Raw genomic sequence first — 22,768 nt, 5'->3', positions numbered from 1 at the left:
AGATAACCAGAATTATAAGCCCCCGCGGCAGCTAGTACAGGGTAGCGAAGGCATGGCGAAGAAACCAACGACGACCAGAACTCTCGACAGCGACGTAGCCAGGGAACTCGAAAAAGCGCTCGATCTCGACCTGAGCAGCGATACCGACAGCGGCGACCTCGATATCGCGGCTTCGATGGAAGATCTGGAAGCGCAGATATCGCAGGCCGCCGACGAGCTGGCACGCGAGGGACGCAATCAGCAGCCGTCGGCGCCCGTCGTCAATCAGGCTCAGGCCGCAATGCCCGCGCCAAAGGCCAAGCCGGCCGAACTTCGCCCGGTGGAGACGCGCAATGGTGGCCAGCCCGCTGGTTTCGCGCCAGCCAACGACGATCGCCAGAAAGATTACAAGACCCTTCTGCACAGCCTGAACAGGCGCGCCTCCAACACCATCTACTGGGTCATCGCCTTTGTCTCGCTCGCCTGGATAGCGGGCGCCGGCGGACTGGCCAACCTGCTTTTTGGACCGGGAATCTGGCGGATACGCACGCTGGACCAGTTTTTTGCCCGCCCCGAACTGATCGGCCTCGCGGTCGCGGCAATCGTGCCCGTCATCCTGTTCTGGGCCTTCGCGGCGATGATCCGCCGCGCCCAGGACATGCGCATCGCCGCGCAATCGATGACGGAAGTGGCCTTCCGCCTGACCGAGCCGGAAAACATGGCCCAGGATCGCGTCATGATGATCGGCCAGGCCGTCCGCCGCGAGGTGGCCGCCATGGGCGAGGGCATCGAACGCACGCTTGCCCGTGCCGTGGAGCTGGAAACGCTGGTCCACAGCGAGGTCAACCAGATCGAACGCTCCTATTCGGAAAACGAAACCCGGATTCGGTCGCTGGTCGACGGATTGGGCAGTGAACGCGAAGCCGTGGTGTCTCATGCCGAACGTGTCCGCGCCTCGATCTCCGGCGCGCACGAGACCTTGCGCGATGAAATCGGCGCGGCAAGCGACATCATCCGCGACAGCATACTCAATGCGTCGACCAAGCTGTCGATGACGATCACCAATTCCGGCGACACGCTGATCGACCGCATCAATGAAAGCTCGATGTCGATCTTCGACTCGGTGGAAGGCCGGCTCGACAACATCACCGACCGGCTTTCGACCTCCGGCGAGGCTTTCGCCAGCCTGCTCGATACCCGCATCGCCAAGCTGACGGACACCACGGACGGCTTGACTCGCTCGTTGACCGACCTGCTCGACGACCGCACCACCGGCATGGTGTCTCTGCTCGGCGGCGCCGCGCGCACCCTCAATTCCGAGTTCGAGGCCAGCCTCAACGGCATCGAGCGCACCTTGGCCGAACGCGGCCAGGCGCTGATCAGCGAATTTCAGACCCGCGCCGAAGCGCTGGACACCGGCACGCAGAAGCTCAATGCGGCGCTGGAAGCCCGCGCCCGTCAGATCAACGAAACGCTGGTCGAGCGTGCGCGTGAAATCGCCCACACCTTCGCCGAGAGCAAGGACACGCTGTCGGCCATGATCGATCAGGGCAAGACCCAGATCGGCGCCGACATGGCCGACATCGTCACCTCGACCTCGTCGATGCTCGAAGCGCGCGCCAGCGATTTCGCCGGCCGCATGGAGGCAGCCCGCCACGTCGTGTCGCGCTCCTTCGACGCCGACATCCAGAGACTTGCCGACGCCCGCGTCGGTATCGAGGAAGCCGTCGAAAACCACAGCCGCAAGCTTTCCGAGAGCCGCGAGCGCATGGCGGAAGCCATGCAGGCGGACCTGGCGAAATTCGCCGAGGGCCGCGCCGGCATTGATGCCGCGGTGACCAACCAGGTGCAGAAGCTGGCCGAAGGCCGCGGCCTGATAGCGCGTGCGCTCGAAGAAGACCTGCGCAAGGTCAACGAATCGCGCGCCGCCATCGATGCGTCGCTCGGCAGCCACCTCGAAAGGCTGGAAGAAGGCCGCAACCGGCTCTCTCTGGCCCTCAACGAAGACTCTGGTAAATTGGTGCAAGCTCGTACGATCATTGATGAAATGGTCGCCGGACATGTCGGAAAACTGGCTGAAGGCCGCAACATCCTGTCGCGCGCGTTGGAAGCTGATCTTGGCAAATTGTCCGACAGCCGCGCCGACATAGACGGCCTTGTCGCCGGCCAGGTCGAGAAAATCGCCGAGGGCCGCGCGGTGCTCGCCAAGGCGCTGGAAAACGACATTGCCGGTATCAAGAACCTCATCGAGGCGCATTCGGCGAAACTGGCCGAAGACCGCACGCAGCTCGGCCGCTCGCTCGAAAGCGACCTGTCGGGCATACGCGGCCTGATCGACAGCCATTCGGGACGCCTGGCGGAAGACCGCGGGCTGCTGTCGCAGACGCTTGAAGCCGACCTCGCCAAGCTGGCCGAAAGCCGCGCCAGCATCGACGGGCTGGTCGCCGGCCAGGTCGAGAAGCTCGCCGAAGGCCGCGACATTCTCAAGCGTGCGCTGGAATCCGACCTCAACACCATCAAGAACGTCATATCGAGCCAGTCGGACAAACTTGCCGAGGATCGCGGGCAGCTCTCGCGCGTTCTGGAAGCCGATCTGCAGAATGTGAACAGCGTCATCGCCGACCACATGAACAGGCTGGTTCAGGATCGCTCGACCTTGTCGAAAGCGCTGGAAGACGATCTCGCGAAACTGGCCGAAAGCCGCTCCAGCATCGACGGGCTGGTCGCCGGCCAGGTCGAGAAGCTCGCCGAAGGTCGCGACATCCTGCGCCGCGCATTGGAAGCCGACCTCAACACGGTCAGGAACACCGTTGCCGACCAGTCCCAGAAACTGGTCGACGACCGCGCCCAGTTCGCCCGCGCGCTTGAGGCCGATCTCGAAACCGTCAACAGCCTTGTCAACAGCCACTCGGACCGGCTTGCCCAGGAGCGTTCGACATTGTCGAAGGCGCTTGAGGCCGACCTCGAGACTGTCGGCAGCCACGTCAACAGCCACACCGAGCGGCTCGCCCAGGATCGCTCGACCTTGTCGAGAGCGCTCGAGGCCGACCTGCTGACCGTTAGCGGCCACGTCAACAATCACGCGGAACGGCTTGTCCAGGAGCGTTCGACCTTGTCGAAGGCGCTCGAAGACGATCTTGCCAAGCTGGCCGAGAGCCGCTCCAGCATCGACGGGCTGGTCGCCGGCCAGGTCGAGAAGCTCGCCGAAGGCCGCGATGTCCTCAAGCGTGCGCTGGAGGCCGATCTCGCCAAGCTGGCCGAAAGCCGCTCCAGCATCGACGGCCTGGTCGCCGGCCAGGTCGAGAAGCTCGCCGAGGGCCGCGACATTCTCAAGCGCGCTCTCGAAGCCGACCTGCAGAGGCTGACCGAAAGCCGCGGCGATATCGACGACATCATCGCCGGGCATGTCGGCAAGTTGTCCGAAGGCCGCAATATGCTCAGCCGGGCGCTGGAAGATGATCTCGGCAAGCTCGCCGAGACCCGCAAGGACGTCGATCGCTCGCTGTCCGGCCATATCGACCAGATCGCGGCCCGGAGCACGGACATTTCCGCCGCCATCGCCGCCGATGTCGACAAGATCGAGCAGGCGTTCAGCCGCCAGACCGGCATCATCGAGGAACGCGCCGGCACCATGGAGCGCGCCCTGTCGACTGGTGTCGACAACGTCCGCAGCGTCCTCGAGAAGAGCGCGGTCTTCGTCGCCGGCGCCTTGCGCGAAAAGGTCCTGGAAGTCACCAGCACGCTGCACGAGCAGGCCGGTGCGGCCTTCAGCGACGCCGATCGCAAGATCGCCGAGCGCGCCGAACAGACGTCCGCCGCCCTGCTGGCACGGGCCGAAGACATTGCCCGCACCTTCGAGGAGGCCGATCGTCGCCTCCACGCCCGCGCGGAAGATACGTCGAACGCCTTGCTCGCCCGCGCCGACGACACGTCCAGCTCGCTGCTGGCCCGCGCCCATGAAACCGCCGATCAGCTCGCCGCTCGCGCTGGCGAGATCGCCGGCACCTTCGACATGACGGACCAAAAGCTCGCCGCCCGTGCCCAGGAGACTGCGGATCAGCTGGCCGCCCGCGCAAGCGAGATTGCCGGCACATTCGACGCGGCCGACCAGAAGCTCGTCGCCCGGGCCGTGGAAACGGCGCAATCGCTGGCCGCCCGCGCCGGCGACATCCTGCGCAACTTCGAAAGCGCCGACCAGCGGCTCGGCATGCGCATCGGCGAATCCGCCGAGGCGCTCGCCGCCCGCGCGTCGGACCTTGGCCGCATCTTCGACGCCGCCGACCAGCATTTGGTCTCGCGCATCGCCGAGGGGTCGGACGCGCTGTCCAGCCGGGCGTCCGAAATCGCCCGTATCTTCGACGACGCCGACCAGCGCCTGGTTTCGCGCATCGCCGACAGCACCTCGACGATCGGCGAGCATGCGCAGACCATTGTCGGCGCCTTCGCCAGCACCGAGCAGAGGGTCGCCGATCGTGCCCGCCAGACCGGCCAGGAACTGGCCGTGCATGCGCGCGAAATCGAGCAGGCGCTTGCCGGCGCCGACGAGCGTCTCGCGTCGAGCGCGGCGGCCGCGGCCGCCCGTGTCGAGGAGCAGATCGCCGGCGTCGAAAACCGGCTCGCCTACACGGCCGAGACGATGGGCCAGAAGCTCAACGAGCAGGTATCGACCGCCGAGGCGCAACTCGTATCGCGTGCCAATGTGATCGCGGAGACCTTCACCGCGGTCGGCCAGCATATCGGCCAGAGCACCAACGATGCCGCCAAGACGATCGGCGCCAACACCCGCGAGCTCAACACCATGCTCGCGGCGCGGTCCGCCGAGATGTCGAAGATCCTCGACGAAACCGCGCGTCCTTTGGTCGAGCGCTTCACCCAGGGCGGCTCGGACCTGCAAAAGAGCATGGAAGAGGTCACGGAACGCGCGACCGAGAAGCTGCGCAGCGAGAATGCGACCCTGGTCAACGCGCTGGCCAGCCGCACCGCCGAAACCTTGTCGGCGGTCGAAGGCGCCCGTTCGTCGCTGTCCGACAGCGTCGCCGATCTCATCGGCCGGATGACCAAGTCCAGCTCGCAGCTCGGTCAGTTGATCGAGCAGGCCGCGGTCAACCTCGGCGAGGTCGATCAACGTCTGACCGGCAGCACGCAAAGCTTCGCGGCAACCACCGAAAAGGCGGCGCAGACCTTTGCCAGCTCGGCGCGTCTGGTCGATTCGAACACGACAAGGCTGACGGAACTGTCGTCGTCGACCTTGCGTGAGGTCGCCTCGATCGCCACCAAGTTCGACGAACACAGCCGCCTGCTCGCCGGCGCCTCGGACCTCCTGAGCTCGGCCCAGAGCAACCTCGAACACACGCTGGAAAGACAGTCGTCGCTCGAGGATCTCGCCGTTGGCCTGGTCAAGAAGTCGGAAGATCTCGAAAGGGTCATGCGTTCTTTCGAAAACCTCGTCGGCCAGACGCTGCAGAACGCCGAAGGCAAGACGCTGGAATCGGCCGACAAGATCCGCAACGCCATCACCGAGGTCGTCGAGTCGGCAACCAAGCGCTTCGCCGATGCGACCGAGGAAATGCGGCGCACGGCGGGCTCGATCAAGAGCGAGCTCGACCTCACCCGCGCCGAGCTCAAGAAAGGCGTCATCGAGATGCCGGAAGAGGCCAAGGAATCGACCTCGGCCATCCGACGCGCCGTTTCCGAGCAGATCAACGCCTTGAAGGAGCTTTCGGATATCGTTGCGAAATCCGGTCGTGGCGGCGACTCCTCGGAACCGCGTCCCTTGCGTCCGGCGCCGCAGGCACCGGCGGCACGCGCCGCCGAGCCGCCCCGTCGCGCTCCGGCACCGCAGCAGGCGGATCTGCGCCCGCCGCAGGCACCGCTGGGCGGCGCGGCACTGCGCGGCACGCTCGATCTGGAGCGTCCGGCGGAGCCAGCACCACGCCAGCGTGCCACCGACGCCGGTGCCCGCGCGCCGCAAGGCGGCTGGGTGCGTGATCTGCTGACCGCCGCGTCGAACGATGCCGACCTCAGGCCGGCGGCCCCCCAAGCGCCCGCGGAAGCACCGCGCCCGGCCCATGCCCAGCGTTCCCCGCTGCATGTCGTGGAATCGCTGAACTCGCTGTCCGTCGATATCGCGCGGGCCATCGATCACGATGCGTCGATCGAGCTGTGGAACCGCTACCGGCGTGGCGAGCGTGACGTCTTCACGCGCAGGCTCTACACGCTGAAAGGCCAGCAGACGTTCGACGAAATCCGCCGCAAATACCAGGCGGAGGCCGAATTCCGCGCCGCCGTCGACCGCTATTGCGACGATTTCGAGAAGCTGCTCAAGGATGTCTCGCGCAACGACCGCGACAACATCATGGCGCAGACCTATCTCACGTCGGACACCGGCAAGGTCTACACCATGCTGGCCCATGCCAGCGGCCGCCTGCATTAAGCGGTCGCCAAGCCAAAACGAAAAAGGCGGGGGATTTGTCTCCCGCCTTTTTTCTTGAAGGGACTGATCTCGCCACCCGGAAGACGCATCCGGGTTTGGTCTCGCTTTTCCGGAACCGGATACTGACTTGTGAAGACGGCAATCATCTTCGACTGCGAGTTTCTCTGCCTTGAGGGCTCACAACGCAGATACTGGTGCGCGGCCCATGACCCGGATCCGGTCATCGCCCAGATCGGGGCTGCAAGGCTCGGCCTCGAAGGCGACTTCCCCGTGCTGGGCACGCACAAGGCCTACATCACGCCGATAGACCGATTCGGCGAGAGATACGCGCTTGATCCGTTCTTCACCGGGCTGACCGGCATCACCGAAGAAATCATCGAGGCCGAAGGCGTCGGGCTGGAAGAAGCCCTTGCCGGCGTCGATCGGTTTTCCGATGGAGCTCGGTTCTGGTCCTGGGGCAAGGACGAACTGAACATGATCGCCATCAGTTGCTATGTCGCGGGCATCAAGCCGCCCATCCCGGCCACCCGGTTCGACAACGCCGTGAAACTGCTGATCGCGGCCGGCATGCCGATCGAGGACCTGGCAAGGACACCGAGCAACAAGCTTGCGCAATATTACGGCGTCGAACACCCGCCATTGCAGGGGCATGACGCGCTAGACGATGCGCTGTCCGTCACCTACACCCTGCAGCACCTGATGAAGACTGGAAAGCTGCGGCCGGACGTCTTCGACCGTCCGTAGCCCGAAAGATGGAACTCCTGCGCGTCTGGCGCTCAGATCACCGAATCGGTCCAGCGGACGATCTGCTTGGCCGCATCGCCGAAGGCCGCGTCGAGCGCGCCGACATAGGCCGGGTTGCCGCTGCCTGATACGGGTGCGGATGCGGTGAAGTTCTTGGAAGCCTTCACTTCGCCGTTGCGGTCGTTGAGCAGGCGCACGAACAGGTCGACCTCGGCATGTTCGCCGCCATTGACGCGGACCTCGAAGGACCGGACCTCGACGATCACCTGATAGTCGATCGCCAGCCCCTCGCCCGGCTTGCCGACGCCGGCAAAGCTGCCCGAGCGCTGGAACGTCTCGGCCAGCCGCGCCTGCACGATCAGCGGCAGGCGGTCGGCCCATTGCGCGCCCTTCAGATACTGGATCGAGCGGTCGGAGGGTTTGATGACGATGTTCTGGCTGTCCAGCGCCTTCAACGCCGAAGGCTGGGCGATCAGGATTTGCTTGCGGCTATGGCCATGCGCGTCGACCGATGGCGCCGACAGTTCGAACGTGTCGAGCGGTGCCGGCTTGCCGCCGAGAGCCGCGCAACCGGCAACCGCCAGGACAGCCAGCAGCGCAGCTGATTTCAACCCGCCTGTTCCAAGCCTACTCAACGCCACGCGTGATCCCCGCTGTCCCCGATCGTAAGATCAAACCCGCATTCACGAGCACTGTTCTTGCGGCGGGGCGGCGCCGAAGTCAACGCCGCGCCCTGCCGTCGAACTGACGAACCTCGCCCTCGCCACCCGAAAGGATGCGCTGCGGATTGCGGCTGAGATCCGTCACCGCCTCCTCGATGCGGTTGATCGAGCGGCGGCTGTCCTGCACCAGCGCCTCGACATTCTGCAGCCCCTGGCCCGAGAAGCGCGCCAGATTGTCGGTGATGACCCCAAGGCGGGCGTTCAGCGTATCGGCGACCTGCTTGAAGGATTTCAGCGTATCCCTTGCGTCGGCCATCACGCCGTCGGCCTGACCCGAGCCGAGCAGCTTGTCGACCTTGGCGAGTATGCCGTCGACCCGCACCGAGGCGTCGTTGAGCCGTTGCGCCAATTGCCTGGCGTCCTTGATTGTCTGGTCGATGTCGTCGGCCCGATTGGCGATCTTGCCGGTCACCTCAGCGATATCGGCAGCCGCCTTGTTGGCGTTGTCGCTGGCCTTCTGGATGTTGGCGAGCGCTTGGCGCACCTGCGCCGGGTCGATGCCGTCGAGTACGCCATCGACCTTGGCCAGCGTGCCTTGCGTCTGCTTGGCGAAGTCGTTGACCGATCCGACAGCCGTATCGACGTTCTTGATCACGCCATCCAGCTGCCGCGAGGTTTCCTTGAGGTTCCCCGTCACCGTGTCGACATTGGCAACGATGCTCTTGATCTTGTCTTTGTCGACGGCATTGAGCAGGCCCTCCGCTGCCTTCAACGTGCCGTCGAGCTTGCCTGAAACGCCTTTCAGCTCATCGGACAGCGCGCTGACGGCGGACAAGAACTTGTCGATGCCGTCGGAATTCCTGGCCAGTGCATCGGAAAACGTCCGTACGTTCTGCACGGTCTGCGTCAGCGGCCCGCGGACATCCTTGGTGAAGCCCTCCAGCTCCGTCAGCACCTTGTCGGCGCGGGTAAAGATGTTCTGCGCCGTCTGCAGCAGATTGGTCACGGCCGAAGGATTGGCGATGATCTCGGCGACCTTGCCCTCCTTTTCAGCCTGGTCGAGCAGCTTCACTTCCTTGGGGTCGGCGCCCTTGAGCTCGATATTGGCCTGCCCGGTAAGGCCGGCAAGGCCGATATCGGCCTGCGTCGACTTGGTGATCGGCGTCATCCGGTCGATCTCGGTGTCGGCGATGGCGACAGTCGGATTGTCGACGTCGATATAGACACGCTTGACGTCGCCAACCTTGACGCCGTTGAACAGCACGAAGCTGCCGCGGCCGAGACCAGAGGCCGAGCCCGGAATGCGCACCCGCAGCAGCGTCGTCTCGCCCCTGTCGCCGATCGCGGCCGTCCAATAGACGAAGCCGAAAGCCGCCAGGATCGCAACCAGCGTGAAAATGCCGACAATGACGTAGTTGGCTCTGGTTTCCATTGCTTCACTTATGGCTATGCACGAGCGGCAAGATCAAGTTGCCGTGCGCGTTTTCCGCGGAAATAGGATTTCACCCACGGTTCCTCGCTCTTCAGCATGTCGTCGATAGTGCCTTCGACCAGGACCTTTTTCTTGCCCAGCACCGCCACGTGGTCGCAGGCTGTAAACAGCGTATCGAGGTCGTGGGTCACCATGTAGACGGTCAGATCCATGGTGTCGCGCAGCTTGACGACGAGTTCGTCGAACTCGGCCGCGCTGATCGGGTCGAGGCCCGACGTCGGCTCGTCGAGAAAGACGATGTCGGGGTCGAGCGCCAGCGCCCTGGCAAGCGCGGCGCGCTTGATCATGCCGCCGGAGAGTTCGGAGGGAAACTTCTGCGCCGCATCCGGCGGCAGCCCGACCAGCTCGATCTTGAGCAGCGCCAGCTCGTCCATCAGCTTCCTTGGCAGGTCGAGATATTCGCGCATCGGCACCTGCACGTTCTCCATCACGGTCAGCGCCGAAAACAGCGCACCATGCTGGAACAACACGCCAAGACGCATGTCGATGCGCAGCCGCTCGATGTCGCTTGCCTTGTCGACGTCGACGCCGAACAGTTTGATTGTTCCCGACTGCTTGGGCATCAAGCCCAGAATGGTGCGCAACAGCACGGACTTGCCGGCGCCCGAGGCCCCGACGAACCCCAGTATTTCGCCGCGCGTGATGTCGAGCGACAGCTTGTCGAGGATCAGTTTGTCGTCAATGGCAACGGTGACGTCGTGCACCGAAAGGACGATTTCGCTGTCGACCTCGTCCTTCACCTCGACCCCATTGCCCTTCGCCATCTTGTCAGAACTCGATCGCTGCGTAGAACATGGCGAAAAGCCCGTCGAGGATGATGACGACGAAGATCGACTTCACCACCGAAGCGGTCACGTGCTGGCCGAGCGATTCGGCGCTGCCGCCAACCTTCATGCCCTCGACGGAGGCGATCGTGCCGATGATCATGGCCATGAACGGCGCCTTGATCAGGCCGGCGAAAATCGTGCTGAGATCGATTGCGACACGCAACCGGTCGATGAAGGCAGCGGGCGGGATATCGGAGTAAAGCCAGGCGGCGACAATGCCGCCGCCAAGTGCGGCAAAATTCGCGATGATCGTCAGGCAGGGCAAGGCGATCACCAGGGCAACCAGCCGCGGAAAGACCAGGACGCCGATCGGATTGAGGCCGATGACCTTCAGCGCATCGACCTCCTCGCGCATCTTCATGGAGCCGATTTCGGCAGTGATCGCGCTGCCGGAGCGGCCGGCGATCATGATTGCCGTCATCAGCACGCCGAGTTCACGCAGGATCAGCACGCCGACGAGATCGACGACGAAGATGTCGGCGCCGAAATAACTGAGCTGATAGGCGCCCTGCTGGGCGACGATGGCCCCGACGATCGCCGACATCAGCACCACCACGGGGATAGCGCCGACGCCCATGCGATCGATCTGGTTGAAGATCGCTGCCGGGTTGACCGCATGGCCGCGGCCGAGCTTCATCTGCGCGCCGCGGATGGTAGCGCCCAATATGTTCATCGAGGCAAGGAAATCGTCACGCATCTCGTAGACGCGCCGGCCAACCGCCTCCAGCGCCCGAATGACAATGTTGGGCGGCCGCGCCGGTCCGGATTCGGGCTCGCGCCGGACGGCTTCGCCGACTGCTTCGAGCAATATGGAAGCGACATCACTTTGGCCTTGCAGCCGGACCTCGACATTCTTCTTCTCGAAGACGCTGACCAGCCGGTCGATCAGCCAGGCGCCGGCGGTATCGATCTTCTCGATTTTCGAAAGATCGAGCGCCAACGTCTTGAAACCGCTTCGCTTCTCGATCTTGCGCATCTCGGCGTCGATCAGCGCCACGGTCCGTGTCGTCCAGACTCCGGAAAACGCGCAGCCGAGGACGCCACCCTCCTCGCCGACCGCCACGCGCGGGTCGTGATCAGCCCCCGAGGCGGTCGTGCCGCTTGCGTCGCGTTTACCGATGGTCAACATGGCGTCCTGTTTAGCCTGATGGGTCCGACCTTGTCGATTTGCCGACAACCCTTCTCGCATAGCCGGAGCAGAAAAATATGGCGCGTGTCATTTCGGTCGAGGCCGAGCGTTTTCCGATCGCCGGGACCTTCACCATTTCGCGCGGCTCCAAGACCGAGGCCGAGGTCATCACCTGCACGATCAGCCAGGGTGGCCATAGCGGGCGTGGCGAATGCGTTCCCTACAGGCGCTATGGCGAGACCATGGCTGGTGTCCATGACGCGATCCAGGCGATGAGTGACCGGATCGCCGGCGGGATGGACCGCATCGCCCTGCTCGACGCAATGCCTGCCGGGGCGGCGCGCAACGCTGTAGACTGTGCCCTTTGGGATCTTGAAGCCAAGATCAGCGGCAATCCGGTGGCGAACGCAATCTGGCCGGACCCGTTGCATCGGCTCGAAACCGCTTACACGCTGTCGCTCGGAGAACCCGAGGCGATGGCGGCGCAGGCCCGCGCCAACGCCGGCCGGCCGCTGCTCAAGGTCAAGATCGGCGGCGACAACGACATCGCCCGCATCCGGGCGGTGAGACAGGCCGCGCCCGAGAGCCGGTTGATCCTCGATGCCAATGAAGGCTGGACCGACGACAACATCGTCGCGAACCTCGCCTTTGCCGCCGAGCAGGGCATCGCCCTGATCGAGCAGCCGCTGCCGGCGGGCCGTGACGGCATCCTGCGCCACATAGCGCACCCGGTCCCGATCTGCGCAGACGAGAGCGTTCATGAAGCAGGAAACCTCGAATCCCTTGTCGGACTCTACGATGCCGTCAACATCAAGCTCGACAAGTCCGGCGGGCTGACGGCGGCGCTAACCTTGCGCGACCGCGCTCGCGAACTGGGTTTCGGCGTCATGGTCGGCTGCATGGTCGGCACCTCGCTGGCAATGGCGCCGGCCGTTCTGCTCGCGCAAGGAGCCGATTTCGTCGACCTCGACGGCCCGCTGCTGCTTGCCCGGGATCGTGTGCCGGGTCTCGTCTACCAGGGATCGCTCGTCTCACCCCCGGACCGGGCGCTGTGGGGCTGAGCGGGCCGCAAGCCCGATCAGCACGAGGCCAATGATCGCGATCGGGATCATCGCCAGGAAGCCATCGACGCCGAGGCGGTCATAGAGCGGACCGGAGGCAAGCGTGACGGCGGCCATGAAGAACCCGTTGAAGAAATAGGCGATGCCTTGCGCGGCGCCCGTGCGTTCTTCTGAGACGGTTTCGGCGATCATCTTCTGCAGGCCGATCAGCACCATTGCGACAGACACCGAATGCAGCGACTGCACTGCGAAAAAGCCGCCGACGCCAAGGCCGAGCGGCCACACCAGCGGAAAGGCGATCCAACGCACGATCGAGCCGATGCCGGCAATGAGCATAACCCGGACGACGGGTACGGAGGCGAATATTCGATTGAAAAACAGGAACATGCAGACCTCGGACACCACCCCCCACGCCCATAGCAGGCCGACGACGGAATCGCTGATGCCGATCGATTTCCAATAGATCGAGACGAAGCCATAAAGGAAGGCGTGGCTGGCTGTGATGATGCCGACACCAAGCGTGAAATAGAGGAAATAGGCATTGAACAGGCCCGGCGCCGCCTGCTGGATTTCCGTCGCCGACAGCGGCGAGGCCTTGCGCGGCTTCCCCAGGCGCGGCGCCATCAGGCCTGCGGCGAGTGCCGCGCCAAGGGCAAGGAATATGATCACCGGAACGGCCCGGGGACCAGTAGCCGCCAGAATGAAGCCGCCCGCGACATTGGCCAGGAGATAGCAGATCGATCCCCATTTGCGCATGCCCGCATAGTTGGACCCGAAGCGGCGCACGCCCGAAAGCGCCAGTGAATCGGCGATCGGCGAATGCGGCGTCCAGACAATGGTCAGCAGCAACGACACCGCCAGCACCGTCGCGTAGGTCGGCGTCAGGAAATACCCCGCGGACAACAGGAACGAGGCCGCCACGAGCACGACATAGACATCGGCGCGGTCCCTGGCACGATCGGCAAGCGTGGTCAGCAGCGGTGTCGTCACCACGCGCAGGAACATGGGCGCCGCAAGGATGACGGCGATCTGCTCGGCGTGAAACCCCTTGGCCTGCAGCCAAAGCGGGAAATAGGGCAAATGGGTGCCAAGCGATATGAACAGCGTGCCGAAGATGAGGCTCATGCGCAGCTCAAAACGGCTCGGCTTCACGAGTTGTTCGGGCGAAAGCGGCGGCAGCGGCATGAATCGATCCAATGACGCTGCGCTCAACGACCGGCGAGCAGCGCAAACCGATCCTTAACATGAGGAAAAACCGGACGAAACCGGCTGGACCAGTCGATTAACACCAGAAAGTACAGGGCCGGCTTCCACCTCAGGCCGCATGCACCACCCTGTCCTCGATCAGCATCGGGATGAAGGGCTCGTCAGGCGCCTTGGGCAGCACATGCGCCCAGGTCAGGATCTCCATGCGGCCGTCGAAATGCTCGACCACGGCGGTGCAGCTCTCCACCCAGTCACCGGTATTGATATATTGCACGTCGCCATAGCTTTCGATGGCGGCATGGTGGATGTGCCCGCAGATGACACCGTCGACATGCGAGCGTCGCGCTTCCTCGCTGAGCACCGTCTGGAACGAGCCGATGAAGTTCACGGCCTTCTTGACCTTGACCTTGGCCCAGGACGAAAACGACCAATAAGGCAGGCCGAGCAGTTGGCGCAGCCGCGTGATCACCCGGTTGACCTGCATGGCGGCGTCATAGGCATGGTCGCCGAGATAAGCGAGCCAACGCTGGTTGTGGACGACGGTATCGAATTGGTCGCCATGGATGACCAGCAGTCGCCGACCATCGGCGGTTTCGTGGATGGCGCGGTCGGCCACGACGATGCCGCCGAAATGCACGCCCTGGAACTGACGGGCGAATTCGTCGTGATTGCCGGCGATATAGGTGATCGAGGCGCCCTTGCGCGCCTTGCGCAGCAGTTTCTGCACGACGTCATTGTGGCTTTGCGGCCAGTGCCAGCTGCGCCTCAGGCGCCAGCCGTCGACGATATCGCCGACCAGATAGATGATGTCGGCATCGTGGTAGCGCAGGAAATCGATCAGGAAATCGGCCTTCGCCGCTTTCGAGCCCAAATGGACATCGGAAATGAACATGCTGCGGAAAGTGCGGGGCTCTTGGCCTGACATCGGATTCACCCTTGCTTTCGAGCAGCCTATGCCCCGATTCATGCAACAACCGTATGACGGTTGCGATTGGTCCAGCGCTGGCGCTAGCCTGCCGGGCAAATCAAAGGAGAAATCGTCATGGATCTTGGTATCCGCGGAAAGAAGGCCATCGTCTGCGCTTCGAGCAAGGGGCTCGGGCGTGGCTGCGCCATGGCGCTGGCCGAGGCAGGCTGCGACATCGTCGTCAATGGGCGCAATGCGGAGCTGGTCGCCAAAACCGCCGCGGAGCTGCGCCAACGCCATGGCGTGACGGTGACGGAAGTCGTCGGCGACGTTTCGAAGCCGGAGGTACAAAAGGCGTTGCTCGCTGCCTGTCCGGAACCCGACATCCTCGTCAACAACAATGGCGGGCCGCCGCTTCGCGATTTCCGCGAACTCGATCGTGGAAAAATCCTCGAAGGCGTTACTCAGAACATGGTGACACCGATCGAACTGGTACAGGCGGTCATCGACGGCATGGCGGCGCGTGGCTTCGGACGCATCGTCAACATCACCTCGCTGTCGGTCTACGTCCCGATCCCCGGCCTTGACCTCTCATCGGGGGCGCGCGCCGGCCTGACGTCGTTCCTTGCCGGCGTGGCGCGCACGGTGATCGAGCGCAACGTGACCATCAACAGCCTGCTGCCGGGCAAGCTCGACACCGACCGGCTGCGCGGCCCGCATGAGGCCGGCACGTCGGAGGACCCCAAGGCGGCCACGGCGCGCAAGACCCGCATCAGCGCCGACGTACCGGCCAAGCGGCTTGGCACGCCGGAGGAGTTCGGCCAGATCTGCGCCTTCCTGTGCTCTGTCCATGCCGGCTATCTGACCGGGCAGAATATACCCGTCGACGGAGGCCTCTACGTCAGTGCCTTTTGACCGGCGCGCCTGCGAAGCAACGCAATCTGACTTTTCATGAAACAGCCGTAACCATCTGGCAAATATCGCATTTTGATGCTCCGGCATTTAAAGCTGCCGGCGCGTCAATTAGCGTCGCGAAAAACCTTGGCCTCATGCTAAAAGGACTCCGAAGCAGGTTTCGAGGAGCGGCCGCATGGAAGGCGAGAACAAGAAAACGGCACGTTCGGACCTCGACGAAGCCGCCCTCTATTTTCACAAGCACCCGACGCCGGGAAAGCTCGAGATTCAGGCCACCAAGCCGCTCGGCAACCAGCGCGACCTGGCGCTCGCCTATTCGCCCGGCGTCGCTGCTCCTTGCCTGGAGATCCGCGACAACCCGGCGACCGCCGCCGACTACACGGCGCGCGCCAACCTGGTCGGCGTCGTGTCGAACGGCTCGGCCGTGCTCGGTCTCGGCAATATTGGGCCGCTTGCCTCCAAGCCGGTGATGGAGGGCAAGGCGGTCCTGTTCAAGAAGTTCGCCGGCATCGACGTCTTCGACATCGAGATCGACGCGCCTGAAATCGAGCGCATGGTGGAAACGGTCGCCGCGCTGGAGCCGACCTTTGGCGGCATCAACCTCGAGGACATCAAGGCGCCGGAGTGTTTTGAGGTCGAGGAACGCCTGAAGGCCCGCATGAGCATACCGGTGTTCCATGACGACCAGCACGGCACCGCCATCATCGTCGCCGCCGCCGTGCTCAATGGGCTGGAATTCGCCGGCAAGACCATTTCGGAGATCAAGGTCGTCACCTCCGGAGCAGGTGCCGCCGCCCTTGCCTGCCTCAATCTGCTCGTTTCGCTCGGCGTGCGCGTCGAGAACATCTGGGTCACCGACCGTTTCGGCGTCGCCTACAAGGGCCGTGTCGACGAGATGGACCGCTGGAAAGACCCTTATGTGAAGGAAACCGAGGCGCGCACGCTGGCCGACGTCCTCCCGGGCGCCGATGTGTTCTTGGGGCTATCCGCCGCCGGCGTGCTGAAGCCGGAGCTGCTGCAACACATGGCGCCGAAGCCGTTGATCCTGGCGCTGGCCAATCCCAATCCCGAGATCATGCCGGAAGTGGCGCGCGCGGCGCGTCCGGACGCCATGATCTGCACGGGCCGTTCCGATTTTCCCAATCAGGTCAACAACGTGCTTTGCTTCCCCTACATCTTCAGGGGTGCGCTCGACTGCGGCGCCAGCGCCATCAACGAGGAGATGAAGATGGCGGCGGTGCGGGCAATCGCCGCCCTTGCCCGCGAGGAACCTTCCGATGTCGCCGCGCGCGCCTACTCCGGCGAAACGCCGATCTTTGGCCCCGAATTCCTGATTCCCTCGCCCTTCGACCCGCGCCTCATCCTGCGCATCGCGCCGGCCGTCGCCAAGGCAGCCTGCGACACCGGTGTCGCGACGCGGCCGATCACCGACTTCGCCGCCTATATCGACAAGCTCAACCGCTTCGTCTTCCGCTCCGGCCTGGTGATGAAGCCGGTATTCTCCTCCGCCAAGGCTTCCAGCGCCAAACGCGTCATCTACGCCGACGGCGAGGACGAGCGTGTCCTGCGTGCCGCCCAGGTTGTGCTCGAGGAAGGCATCGCCGAACCGATCCTGATCGGCCGCCCGCATGTCATCGAGGTCAGGCTGAAGCGTTACGGCCTGCGCATCAAGCCCGGTGTCGATTTCGGCCTGATCAACCCGGAGGACGATCCGCGCTACCGCCACTATGTCGACCTCCTGATCGAACTCGCCGGCCGCCGTGGCGTGACGACGGAGGCCGCGCGCACCATGGTGCGCACCGACAACACGGTGATCGCGGCGCTGGCGCTCAAGCGCGGCGACGCCGACGCCATGATCTGCGGCCTCGAAGGCCGTTTCGAGCGGCATCTGCGCAATGTGACGCTGATCATTGGGCCGCGCACCGGCATCAAGGACCGGGACCTGTCGACCCTTTCCATGCTGATCTCGCAGCGCGGCATCATCTTCCTCACCGACACTCACGTCTCCGTCGACCCCACGGCCGACGAAATCGCCGAGATGACCGTGCTGGCGGCCGAGGAAATCCAGCGCTTCGGCATCGAGCCGAAGGCGGCGCTGCTGTCGCATTCGGATTTCGGCTCGCGCGATTCGCCGAGCGCCCTGAAGATGCGTCAGGCCGCGGCCATTCTGGCGCGCATCGCACCGGAACTGCAGTGCGATGGCGAAATGCACGCCGATTCCGCTTTGTCGGAGCATCTGCGCCAGCGCGTCTATCCGCATTCACGCCTGAAGGGCGAAGCCAATCTCCTGGTGTTCCCGAACCTCGATTCGGCCAACATCACGCTAACGGCACTGCGCGCCATGATGGATGCCCTGCATGTCGGCCCCATCCTTCTCGGCACCGACAAGCCGGCGCACATATTGACGCCCTCGGTGACCTCGCGCGGCGTCGTCAACATGACCGCACTGGCGGTGGTCGAAGCGGCGCACAAGGCGCAAGCGATCGCCAATCTGGACTGAACTGGCTCTCGCGACCCGATTGATCCAGCCCCGCGTTGGGCGGATCAAGTGTTGCGAGCCCACAACTCTTGATCGAGAAATCCCGCATTGAACGAATGCGGATTTCACGGCACGGATCAATTTGATATGGTCAGGCCGTCTGACTAGGCCGTGAGAATGTCATGAGAGCCCTGTTGCTCGCTTCGGCAATGCTGATTGTGACTGGCGCAGAGGCGTTCGCCGCCGACGCCATCGGGTCCGAGCCGACCGTGCATGACTGGTCCGGCGTCTATGTCGGCGGGCATCTCGGCTATGGTTTTGGCAGCACCGACGCGACCTACAACCTGCCAAACACGCCAACGATCCGGGGCACGCAGGATTATGACACCGACGGCTTTCTGGGCGGTGTCCAGATCGGCTACAATTACCAGGTCAATTCCGCGGTTCTTGGAATCGAGGCCGATATTTCGGGCGCCGATATCAAGGGACATTCCGACGAGATCAATGTCGGCGGAGGTGATGTCTACGACACCAAGGTGGATTGGTTCGGAACGATCCGCGCCAGGGCGGGCTATGCTTTCGACAGCACCCTTGTCTACGGGACTGGCGGCCTTGCTTTCGGAGGCGTCGAAAACCAATATCTCGACGGACCCGCCAACAGCTATTCCGAAAAGAACACCAAGGTTGGCTGGACGATTGGCGCAGGGCTGGAGCAGGCAATCACCGATCATTGGTCGGCAAATGCCGAATATCGATATGTCGACCTGCGGGACCAGACGATCAACTACGCGCCCAACTCCAATACGACCTTCGACAATACGTTCAGTACCGTCAGGATCGGGATGAACTACAAGTTCTGACGGCCGGCCATGCCCATTGCCGCGGCTGACGGGCACCATCGAATGCGCGCCGCTTTTCAGCCGACACAAGATGACTTCCGAAATGGACGATTAACCGCGAACGGCGTAGCCTTGGCCATTACTGGCAAGCGGGATCGAGGCGGATGGCAAGCGGAGGTTTGAAGCAGGCGCATGCTGCCGTGCTGCTCGGCCTCCTGCTGTCCGGCGCGGCGGTCAGCGAGCCGCAGGCCGCTTCGCGGGTCTGCCGTCAACTGGAGGCTGACCTCGCCGCGACCTCACGCGGCGGTGGCGGAGGCCCGGCATTGGTGCGGAAATACGACGCCGCGATCGAAAGGCAGCGCGACCAGATCTCGAAGGCTCGCGGTCAGGCGAGCAGCGCCGGTTGCGGGTTCTCGCTGTTTTCACGCAACATCAACCAGTGTGCCGGGCTGAACGCCACCATCGAGCGCATGAACGCCAATCTCGACAGTCTACAGGCCAAGCGTGCCCAGCTCGCCGGCGGCGGCTCACGCCGCGACCGCGGCCGCATCCTGGCGGCGCTCGATGCCAATGACTGCCGTGACGATGCGGTGGGGCCTCGTCGCGCGCCTGCGCAGGAAGCCAATCGTGAAGATGGGGACAATGCCAACCTCTTCGACCAGCTTTTCGGCGCCGACAACCGGCGGATCGATACCTTGGACCAGCCTGACGATTCGGGCGAAGAAAGCGATGTCAGCCGCGTCCTGAACCAGCCCGGCATTCCGGACGTTGCGGGCAGCGGCGGCGAATTCCACACCAGTTGCGTGCGCACTTGCGACGGCTATTTCTTCCCCATGTCGAACGCCGCCTCGGCCGGCGATTTCGAGCGCGACCAGAAGAATTGCGAATCGGCCTGCCCCGGTACCGAGATGCAGGTCTTCTATTCGCGCGGCATGGACGACGATTCGGCATCGATGACGTCATCGGTCACCGGCAGGCCCTACGGCGAGTTGCCGACCGCCTATCTCTACAAACAGCCCAACATGTCGCGGCCACCCGCTTGCGGCTGCAATGCCGCGCAGAATTTCCAGATCATTGGCGGCAACTCGCCAAGCCAGCAACAATCACAGCCCGAACCGGACGCGGCGCCGTCTGTTCCGGTACCGGCCTCGAAGCCCGATCCGGGTGCCGACCCCGAGACCCTGGCCAACATGCAAGGCGGGCTCGACCGTGAAGCCATCAAACGTCTTTCGGCCAGGCCGGTGACATCGCCCGTTTCGGCCCTGCCCCCGGAACAGCGCAAGGTCAGGGTCGTCGGGCCAACGTTCCTTCCCGACCCATCAGCGGCAATAGATCTGCAAGCTCCGGCCCCGAAGACCGTCCAGTAAGGGCAAGCCTGAGCGGCATGAACAGCGCCTTGCCCTTGCGGCCGGTCGCTTCCCTGATCTTGCCGGTCCAATCCTTCCAGACCGTCCCGTTCCACGGCTCCTCAGGCAGGAGATCGAGTGCCTGGTGGAGAAAATCGCGGTCGTCATCGGAAAATTCGGGCATCTCCTGCGGCCCTTCGCGCAGGACACGCCACCAGGCAATCGCATCAGCCAGCCGGTCGAGATTGCCGCGCACCGCCAGCCAGAACGGCTCGGCGTGTTCGCCGGAAATACCCAGCACCATCAACCGGTCCCGCGCCTCGGCGAACGGCATACGGTGCAACAGCACCCGGTTGAGCACGAACAGCTCGGCCGGGTCGAACTTGGACGACGATTTCGAGGTCGCGGCCGGGTCGAAATGGCCGGCGAGTTCGGCCAGGTCATGCGCGGCCGCGACATTCTCCGATGTGCCGACCAGCACGGCCAGCGAAGCGACGGCCATCGGCTCGATGCCGTCCTCGCGCAGGCTCTCGATGGAAAGCGCGCCGGTGCGCTTCGAGAGTCCCTCGCCCGAGACGGTGGTCAGGAGATTGTGGTGGCCGAAAACGGGCGGCTCGGCGCCCAGCGCCTTGAACAGGGCGATCTGCACGCCGGTGTTCGTGACATGATCGTCGCCGCGGATGACGTGGCTGATGCCCATCTCGATATCGTCGACGACGGAGGGCAGCGTGTAGAGATAGGTGCCGTCCTCGCGCACCAGCACCGGATCGGACAGCGAAGCCAGATCCACCGTCTCGTCGCCACGCACCAGATCGTTCCAGTGGATCTCGGTGCGCTCCGGCTGCAGCGGATCGCTGGAGAAATTGGGCAGCAGGAAACGCCAGTGAGGCCGGCGCCCGTCGGCCTGATATTCGGCCACCTGCTCCGTCGTCAACGCCAACGCCTCGCGGCCATAGACTGGCGGCAAGCCTCGCGTGCGGCGCACCTTGCGCCTGAGGTCGAGTTCTTCCGGCGTTTCGTAGCAGGCGTAAAGGACACCCGCAGCCTTCAGCCGCTCGACCGCCGCGTCATAGATTTCGAAGCGTCGCGACTGATACTCGGTGGCATCCGGGAAAATGCCCAGCCAGTGCAGGTCGTAAAGGATGGCGTCGGCGAATTCCTGCTTCGAGCGGGCGACGTCGGTGTCGTCGAAGCGCTGGATGAAACGGCCCTTGTTGTTGAGGGCAAACAACCAGTTGAACAGAGCGGTGCGCGCATTGCCGATATGGATGCGGCCGGTCGGTGACGGGGCGAAACGAACGGTAACTGTCATGAGCGGGGCGTACCGGATGCCTTTGTGATTGACAAGATGCGCCCCCGCGCCGTGCCGCAGACATAGAACATGGCGGCTGGAATGAAAAGACCGGGCCGGGCGTGCCTCAGGCCGCGCATGGCCGGCAGCGCCCCGAAGAGGTAAGTCGAAGGCGATCAGCGGCCGAAGTCGTCGGAACTGAGGCGGGTCCAGCGGTCGCCCATCAAGCCGCCGATAGCGATGTCGCCGGAGCGGACCGCCTCCGTGACCTCGGCGATTCGCGAGCGGACCATCGTCCCCCCGGCATAGCGGAAGATGAGATTCCTATAACCGAAGAGGTGGGAAATGAACGTGCCCTGGGTCTGCCCGCTGATGCCCACGCAGCCCATATCCCGCGCTGCGGCGACAAGGCCATCCAGCGTCGCGCCCCAGTGAGGTGCGGACGCCTGGATTTGCAACAGGTTCGCCATGTCGCCGGCTTGGCCGTAGAAGGCATAGCAGCCGACCATTCTGCCGGTCTCGTCGTAAGTCCCGCCAAAATGAAGCGGGCCGTCGGCCCGCTTCTCGGCCGCCAATGCGAGCAGCCGCGGCAGCTCGCCATCCCTCCAACTCGGCCGAAGAGCGTAATCCGACAGGAGGGCCGGCAGCCGCTCGGCAAATTGCGCGGCATTGATCGGCTCGGCATGGACCCGATGCGACGATGAAGGCTGGACGGGCGCTTCGAACCTTCGCTTCGTGAGAGCATCGAACGCCCTCGCGCAGGGTTCGAGTGCAAGGCGAGGCAGGCGTGGCCATTTACGGTGCAGTGCGGCGGCCGCCATCGCGGCTGGCCGGAAGATATAGGTCCATCCCAGACAATGGACCGGCAGGAGCTGGTATTTCATCGGACGCGCGAAGGCCAGGGATACCCGGTTGGCCGAATCCGTCAGCTGCAGATCGAATTCGCCCTGATGCAAGGCGCGCAGCAATTGCGGTCCGGCCGAGCCGTGATCGGCGCCAGGGTCGGCCATGAACGGACCGATGATCGCCGCATTCAATGCCGCTCCGTTGAGTTCGTAACGGGTTTTCAGAACGCCAAGGAACCCTCCCAGATCGCCCTGCGGATTGATCTGGACAAGGGCACTGCTCTCACCGGACTGGCCGGCAGGGTCAAGATAGATCTTTCTCATATACTCGGCCGTCTCCACGATCGCGCGATCGAGGAGGTGACGGCGACGCCGGCGAAACTGCGTCAGGAAGAGTGCGGCGACGCGTTCGAGATCTTCGGCGGCGAGCGGCCGAACCGAGCCGTGCTGAGATCCCAGCACCGATGGCGCAGCCACCTTTTCCACGCCAGTAGTTCCGGAAGCAAGATGCATTGCGAAGACCGTTTAGGTTGCTTGTGCACCATACAACAACCAAAAGTAGAGGCAACGAATCTCGGTCGGTAACGTAAACAGACACCGCGATCTCGATATA

General features: G+C 63.9%; 15 protein-coding genes. 7 read left to right on the top strand and 8 right to left on the bottom strand.

All coding sequences use genetic code 11. The features are described 5' to 3' along the window. The first annotated feature begins 52 nt into the window (after positions 1-52). Together EN850_RS19645 and EN850_RS19640 are read left to right on the top strand one after the other, a co-directional pair. Positions 53-6,412, top strand: a complete 6,360-nt coding sequence (locus tag EN850_RS19645) for a kinesin (RefSeq protein ID WP_136092054.1) — start codon at positions 53-55, stop codon at positions 6,410-6,412. A 129-nt stretch (positions 6,413-6,541) separates the two neighbouring features. Further along, positions 6,542-7,156 carry a 3'-5' exonuclease gene (locus tag EN850_RS19640; RefSeq protein ID WP_135880467.1) on the top strand — a complete coding sequence of 205 codons (615 nt, stop codon included), beginning with the start codon at positions 6,542-6,544 and terminating at the stop codon, positions 7,154-7,156. 32 nt (positions 7,157-7,188) lie between these two features. Here EN850_RS19640 and EN850_RS19635 read toward each other — a convergent pair whose 3' ends face one another. The 4 genes from EN850_RS19635 to EN850_RS19620 all read right to left on the bottom strand — a co-directional run bounded on the left by EN850_RS19635 (position 7,189) and on the right by EN850_RS19620 (position 11,266). Next, positions 7,189-7,767: an ABC-type transport auxiliary lipoprotein family protein gene (locus EN850_RS19635; protein WP_245511798.1), complete on the bottom strand. Its 579-nt coding sequence runs from the start codon at positions 7,765-7,767 to the stop codon at positions 7,189-7,191. 109 nt (positions 7,768-7,876) lie between these two features. Further along, positions 7,877-9,250, bottom strand: coding sequence for an MlaD family protein (locus EN850_RS19630; RefSeq protein WP_127279083.1), 1,374 nt, complete (start codon positions 9,248-9,250; stop codon positions 7,877-7,879). A gap of 14 nt (positions 9,251-9,264) precedes the next feature. Further along, entirely contained in the window at positions 9,265-10,074 is an 810-nt protein-coding gene (locus EN850_RS19625; RefSeq protein ID WP_127872567.1) for an ABC transporter ATP-binding protein, read from the bottom strand. Positions 10,075-10,078: 4 nt separating this feature from the next. After that, positions 10,079-11,266 carry an ABC transporter permease gene (locus EN850_RS19620; RefSeq protein ID WP_127872568.1) on the bottom strand — a complete coding sequence of 396 codons (1,188 nt, stop codon included), beginning with the start codon at positions 11,264-11,266 and terminating at the stop codon, positions 10,079-10,081. 77 nt (positions 11,267-11,343) lie between these two features. On the opposite strand from EN850_RS19620, the gene dgcA reads away from it, so the two are divergent. Beyond that, complete coding sequence (gene dgcA, locus EN850_RS19615) at positions 11,344-12,327, top strand: N-acetyl-D-Glu racemase DgcA (protein WP_127872569.1); 984 nt, start codon at positions 11,344-11,346, stop codon at positions 12,325-12,327. Here dgcA and EN850_RS19610 read toward each other — a convergent pair. Together EN850_RS19610 and EN850_RS19605 are read right to left on the bottom strand one after the other, a co-directional pair. After that, on the bottom strand, positions 12,298-13,512 hold the full coding sequence (locus tag EN850_RS19610) for an MFS transporter (RefSeq protein WP_136092053.1): 1,215 nt from the start codon (positions 13,510-13,512) through the stop codon (positions 12,298-12,300). The two genes, dgcA and EN850_RS19610, sit on opposite strands and share 30 nt — an antisense overlap. 130 nt (positions 13,513-13,642) lie before the next feature. Beyond that, on the bottom strand, positions 13,643-14,458 hold the full coding sequence (locus tag EN850_RS19605) for a UDP-2,3-diacylglucosamine diphosphatase (protein WP_135915828.1): 816 nt from the start codon (positions 14,456-14,458) through the stop codon (positions 13,643-13,645). Positions 14,459-14,575: 117 nt separating this feature from the next. Between EN850_RS19605 and EN850_RS19600 the strand changes: the two genes are divergently transcribed. From EN850_RS19600 to EN850_RS19585, 4 genes are all read left to right on the top strand, one after another. Beyond that, a complete protein-coding gene (locus EN850_RS19600) occupies positions 14,576-15,355 on the top strand; it encodes an SDR family oxidoreductase (RefSeq protein ID WP_135880471.1) in 780 nt (259 codons plus the stop codon). A gap of 175 nt (positions 15,356-15,530) precedes the next feature. Beyond that, complete coding sequence (locus EN850_RS19595; RefSeq protein WP_127872573.1) at positions 15,531-17,855, top strand: NADP-dependent malic enzyme; 2,325 nt, start codon at positions 15,531-15,533, stop codon at positions 17,853-17,855. 161 nt (positions 17,856-18,016) lie between these two features. Continuing rightward, the gene (locus EN850_RS19590; RefSeq protein ID WP_127280094.1) at positions 18,017-18,694 is read left to right on the top strand and encodes an outer membrane protein; all 678 of its coding nucleotides are present in this window, start codon (positions 18,017-18,019) and stop codon (positions 18,692-18,694) included. A gap of 143 nt (positions 18,695-18,837) precedes the next feature. After that, positions 18,838-20,040, top strand: a complete 1,203-nt coding sequence (locus EN850_RS19585; RefSeq protein WP_136092052.1) for a DUF2865 domain-containing protein — start codon at positions 18,838-18,840, stop codon at positions 20,038-20,040. Here EN850_RS19585 and gltX read toward each other — a convergent pair. Then, positions 19,958-21,331 (bottom strand): glutamate--tRNA ligase, encoded by a 1,374-nt coding sequence (gene gltX / locus EN850_RS19580; protein WP_127872575.1) that lies wholly within the window; start codon positions 21,329-21,331, stop codon positions 19,958-19,960. The genes EN850_RS19585 and gltX overlap by 83 nt on opposite strands. Positions 21,332-21,486: 155 nt before the next feature. Then, the gene (locus EN850_RS19575) at positions 21,487-22,668 is read right to left on the bottom strand and encodes a hypothetical protein (protein WP_127872576.1); all 1,182 of its coding nucleotides are present in this window, start codon (positions 22,666-22,668) and stop codon (positions 21,487-21,489) included. Positions 22,669-22,768: the final 100 nt, after the last annotated feature.

The organism is Mesorhizobium sp. M8A.F.Ca.ET.207.01.1.1, assembly GCF_004794715.1.
GTDB lineage: Bacteria > Pseudomonadota > Alphaproteobacteria > Rhizobiales > Rhizobiaceae > Mesorhizobium.
This window is presented reverse-complemented; position numbering and strand designations above follow the sequence as displayed.

Bases quoted from the DNA above. Each gene is read 5' to 3' on its own strand.
- EN850_RS19645 (WP_136092054.1), top strand. From the start codon at position 53: ATGGCGAAGAAACCAACGACGACCAGAACTCTCGACAGCGACGTAGCC.
- EN850_RS19630 (WP_127279083.1), bottom strand. From the start codon at position 9,250: ATGGAAACCAGAGCCAACTACGTCATTGTCGGCATTTTCACGCTGGTT.
- EN850_RS19625 (WP_127872567.1), bottom strand. From the start codon at position 10,074: ATGGCGAAGGGCAATGGGGTCGAGGTGAAGGACGAGGTCGACAGCGAA.
- EN850_RS19620 (WP_127872568.1), bottom strand. From the start codon at position 11,266: ATGTTGACCATCGGTAAACGCGACGCAAGCGGCACGACCGCCTCGGGG.
- dgcA (WP_127872569.1), top strand. From the start codon at position 11,344: ATGGCGCGTGTCATTTCGGTCGAGGCCGAGCGTTTTCCGATCGCCGGG.
- EN850_RS19610 (WP_136092053.1), bottom strand. From the start codon at position 13,512: ATGCCGCTGCCGCCGCTTTCGCCCGAACAACTCGTGAAGCCGAGCCGT.
- EN850_RS19605 (WP_135915828.1), bottom strand. From the start codon at position 14,458: ATGTCAGGCCAAGAGCCCCGCACTTTCCGCAGCATGTTCATTTCCGAT.
- EN850_RS19600 (WP_135880471.1), top strand. From the start codon at position 14,576: ATGGATCTTGGTATCCGCGGAAAGAAGGCCATCGTCTGCGCTTCGAGC.
- EN850_RS19595 (WP_127872573.1), top strand. From the start codon at position 15,531: ATGGAAGGCGAGAACAAGAAAACGGCACGTTCGGACCTCGACGAAGCC.
- EN850_RS19590 (WP_127280094.1), top strand. From the start codon at position 18,017: ATGAGAGCCCTGTTGCTCGCTTCGGCAATGCTGATTGTGACTGGCGCA.
- EN850_RS19585 (WP_136092052.1), top strand. From the start codon at position 18,838: ATGGCAAGCGGAGGTTTGAAGCAGGCGCATGCTGCCGTGCTGCTCGGC.
- gltX (WP_127872575.1), bottom strand. From the start codon at position 21,331: ATGACAGTTACCGTTCGTTTCGCCCCGTCACCGACCGGCCGCATCCAT.
- EN850_RS19575 (WP_127872576.1), bottom strand. From the start codon at position 22,668: ATGCATCTTGCTTCCGGAACTACTGGCGTGGAAAAGGTGGCTGCGCCA.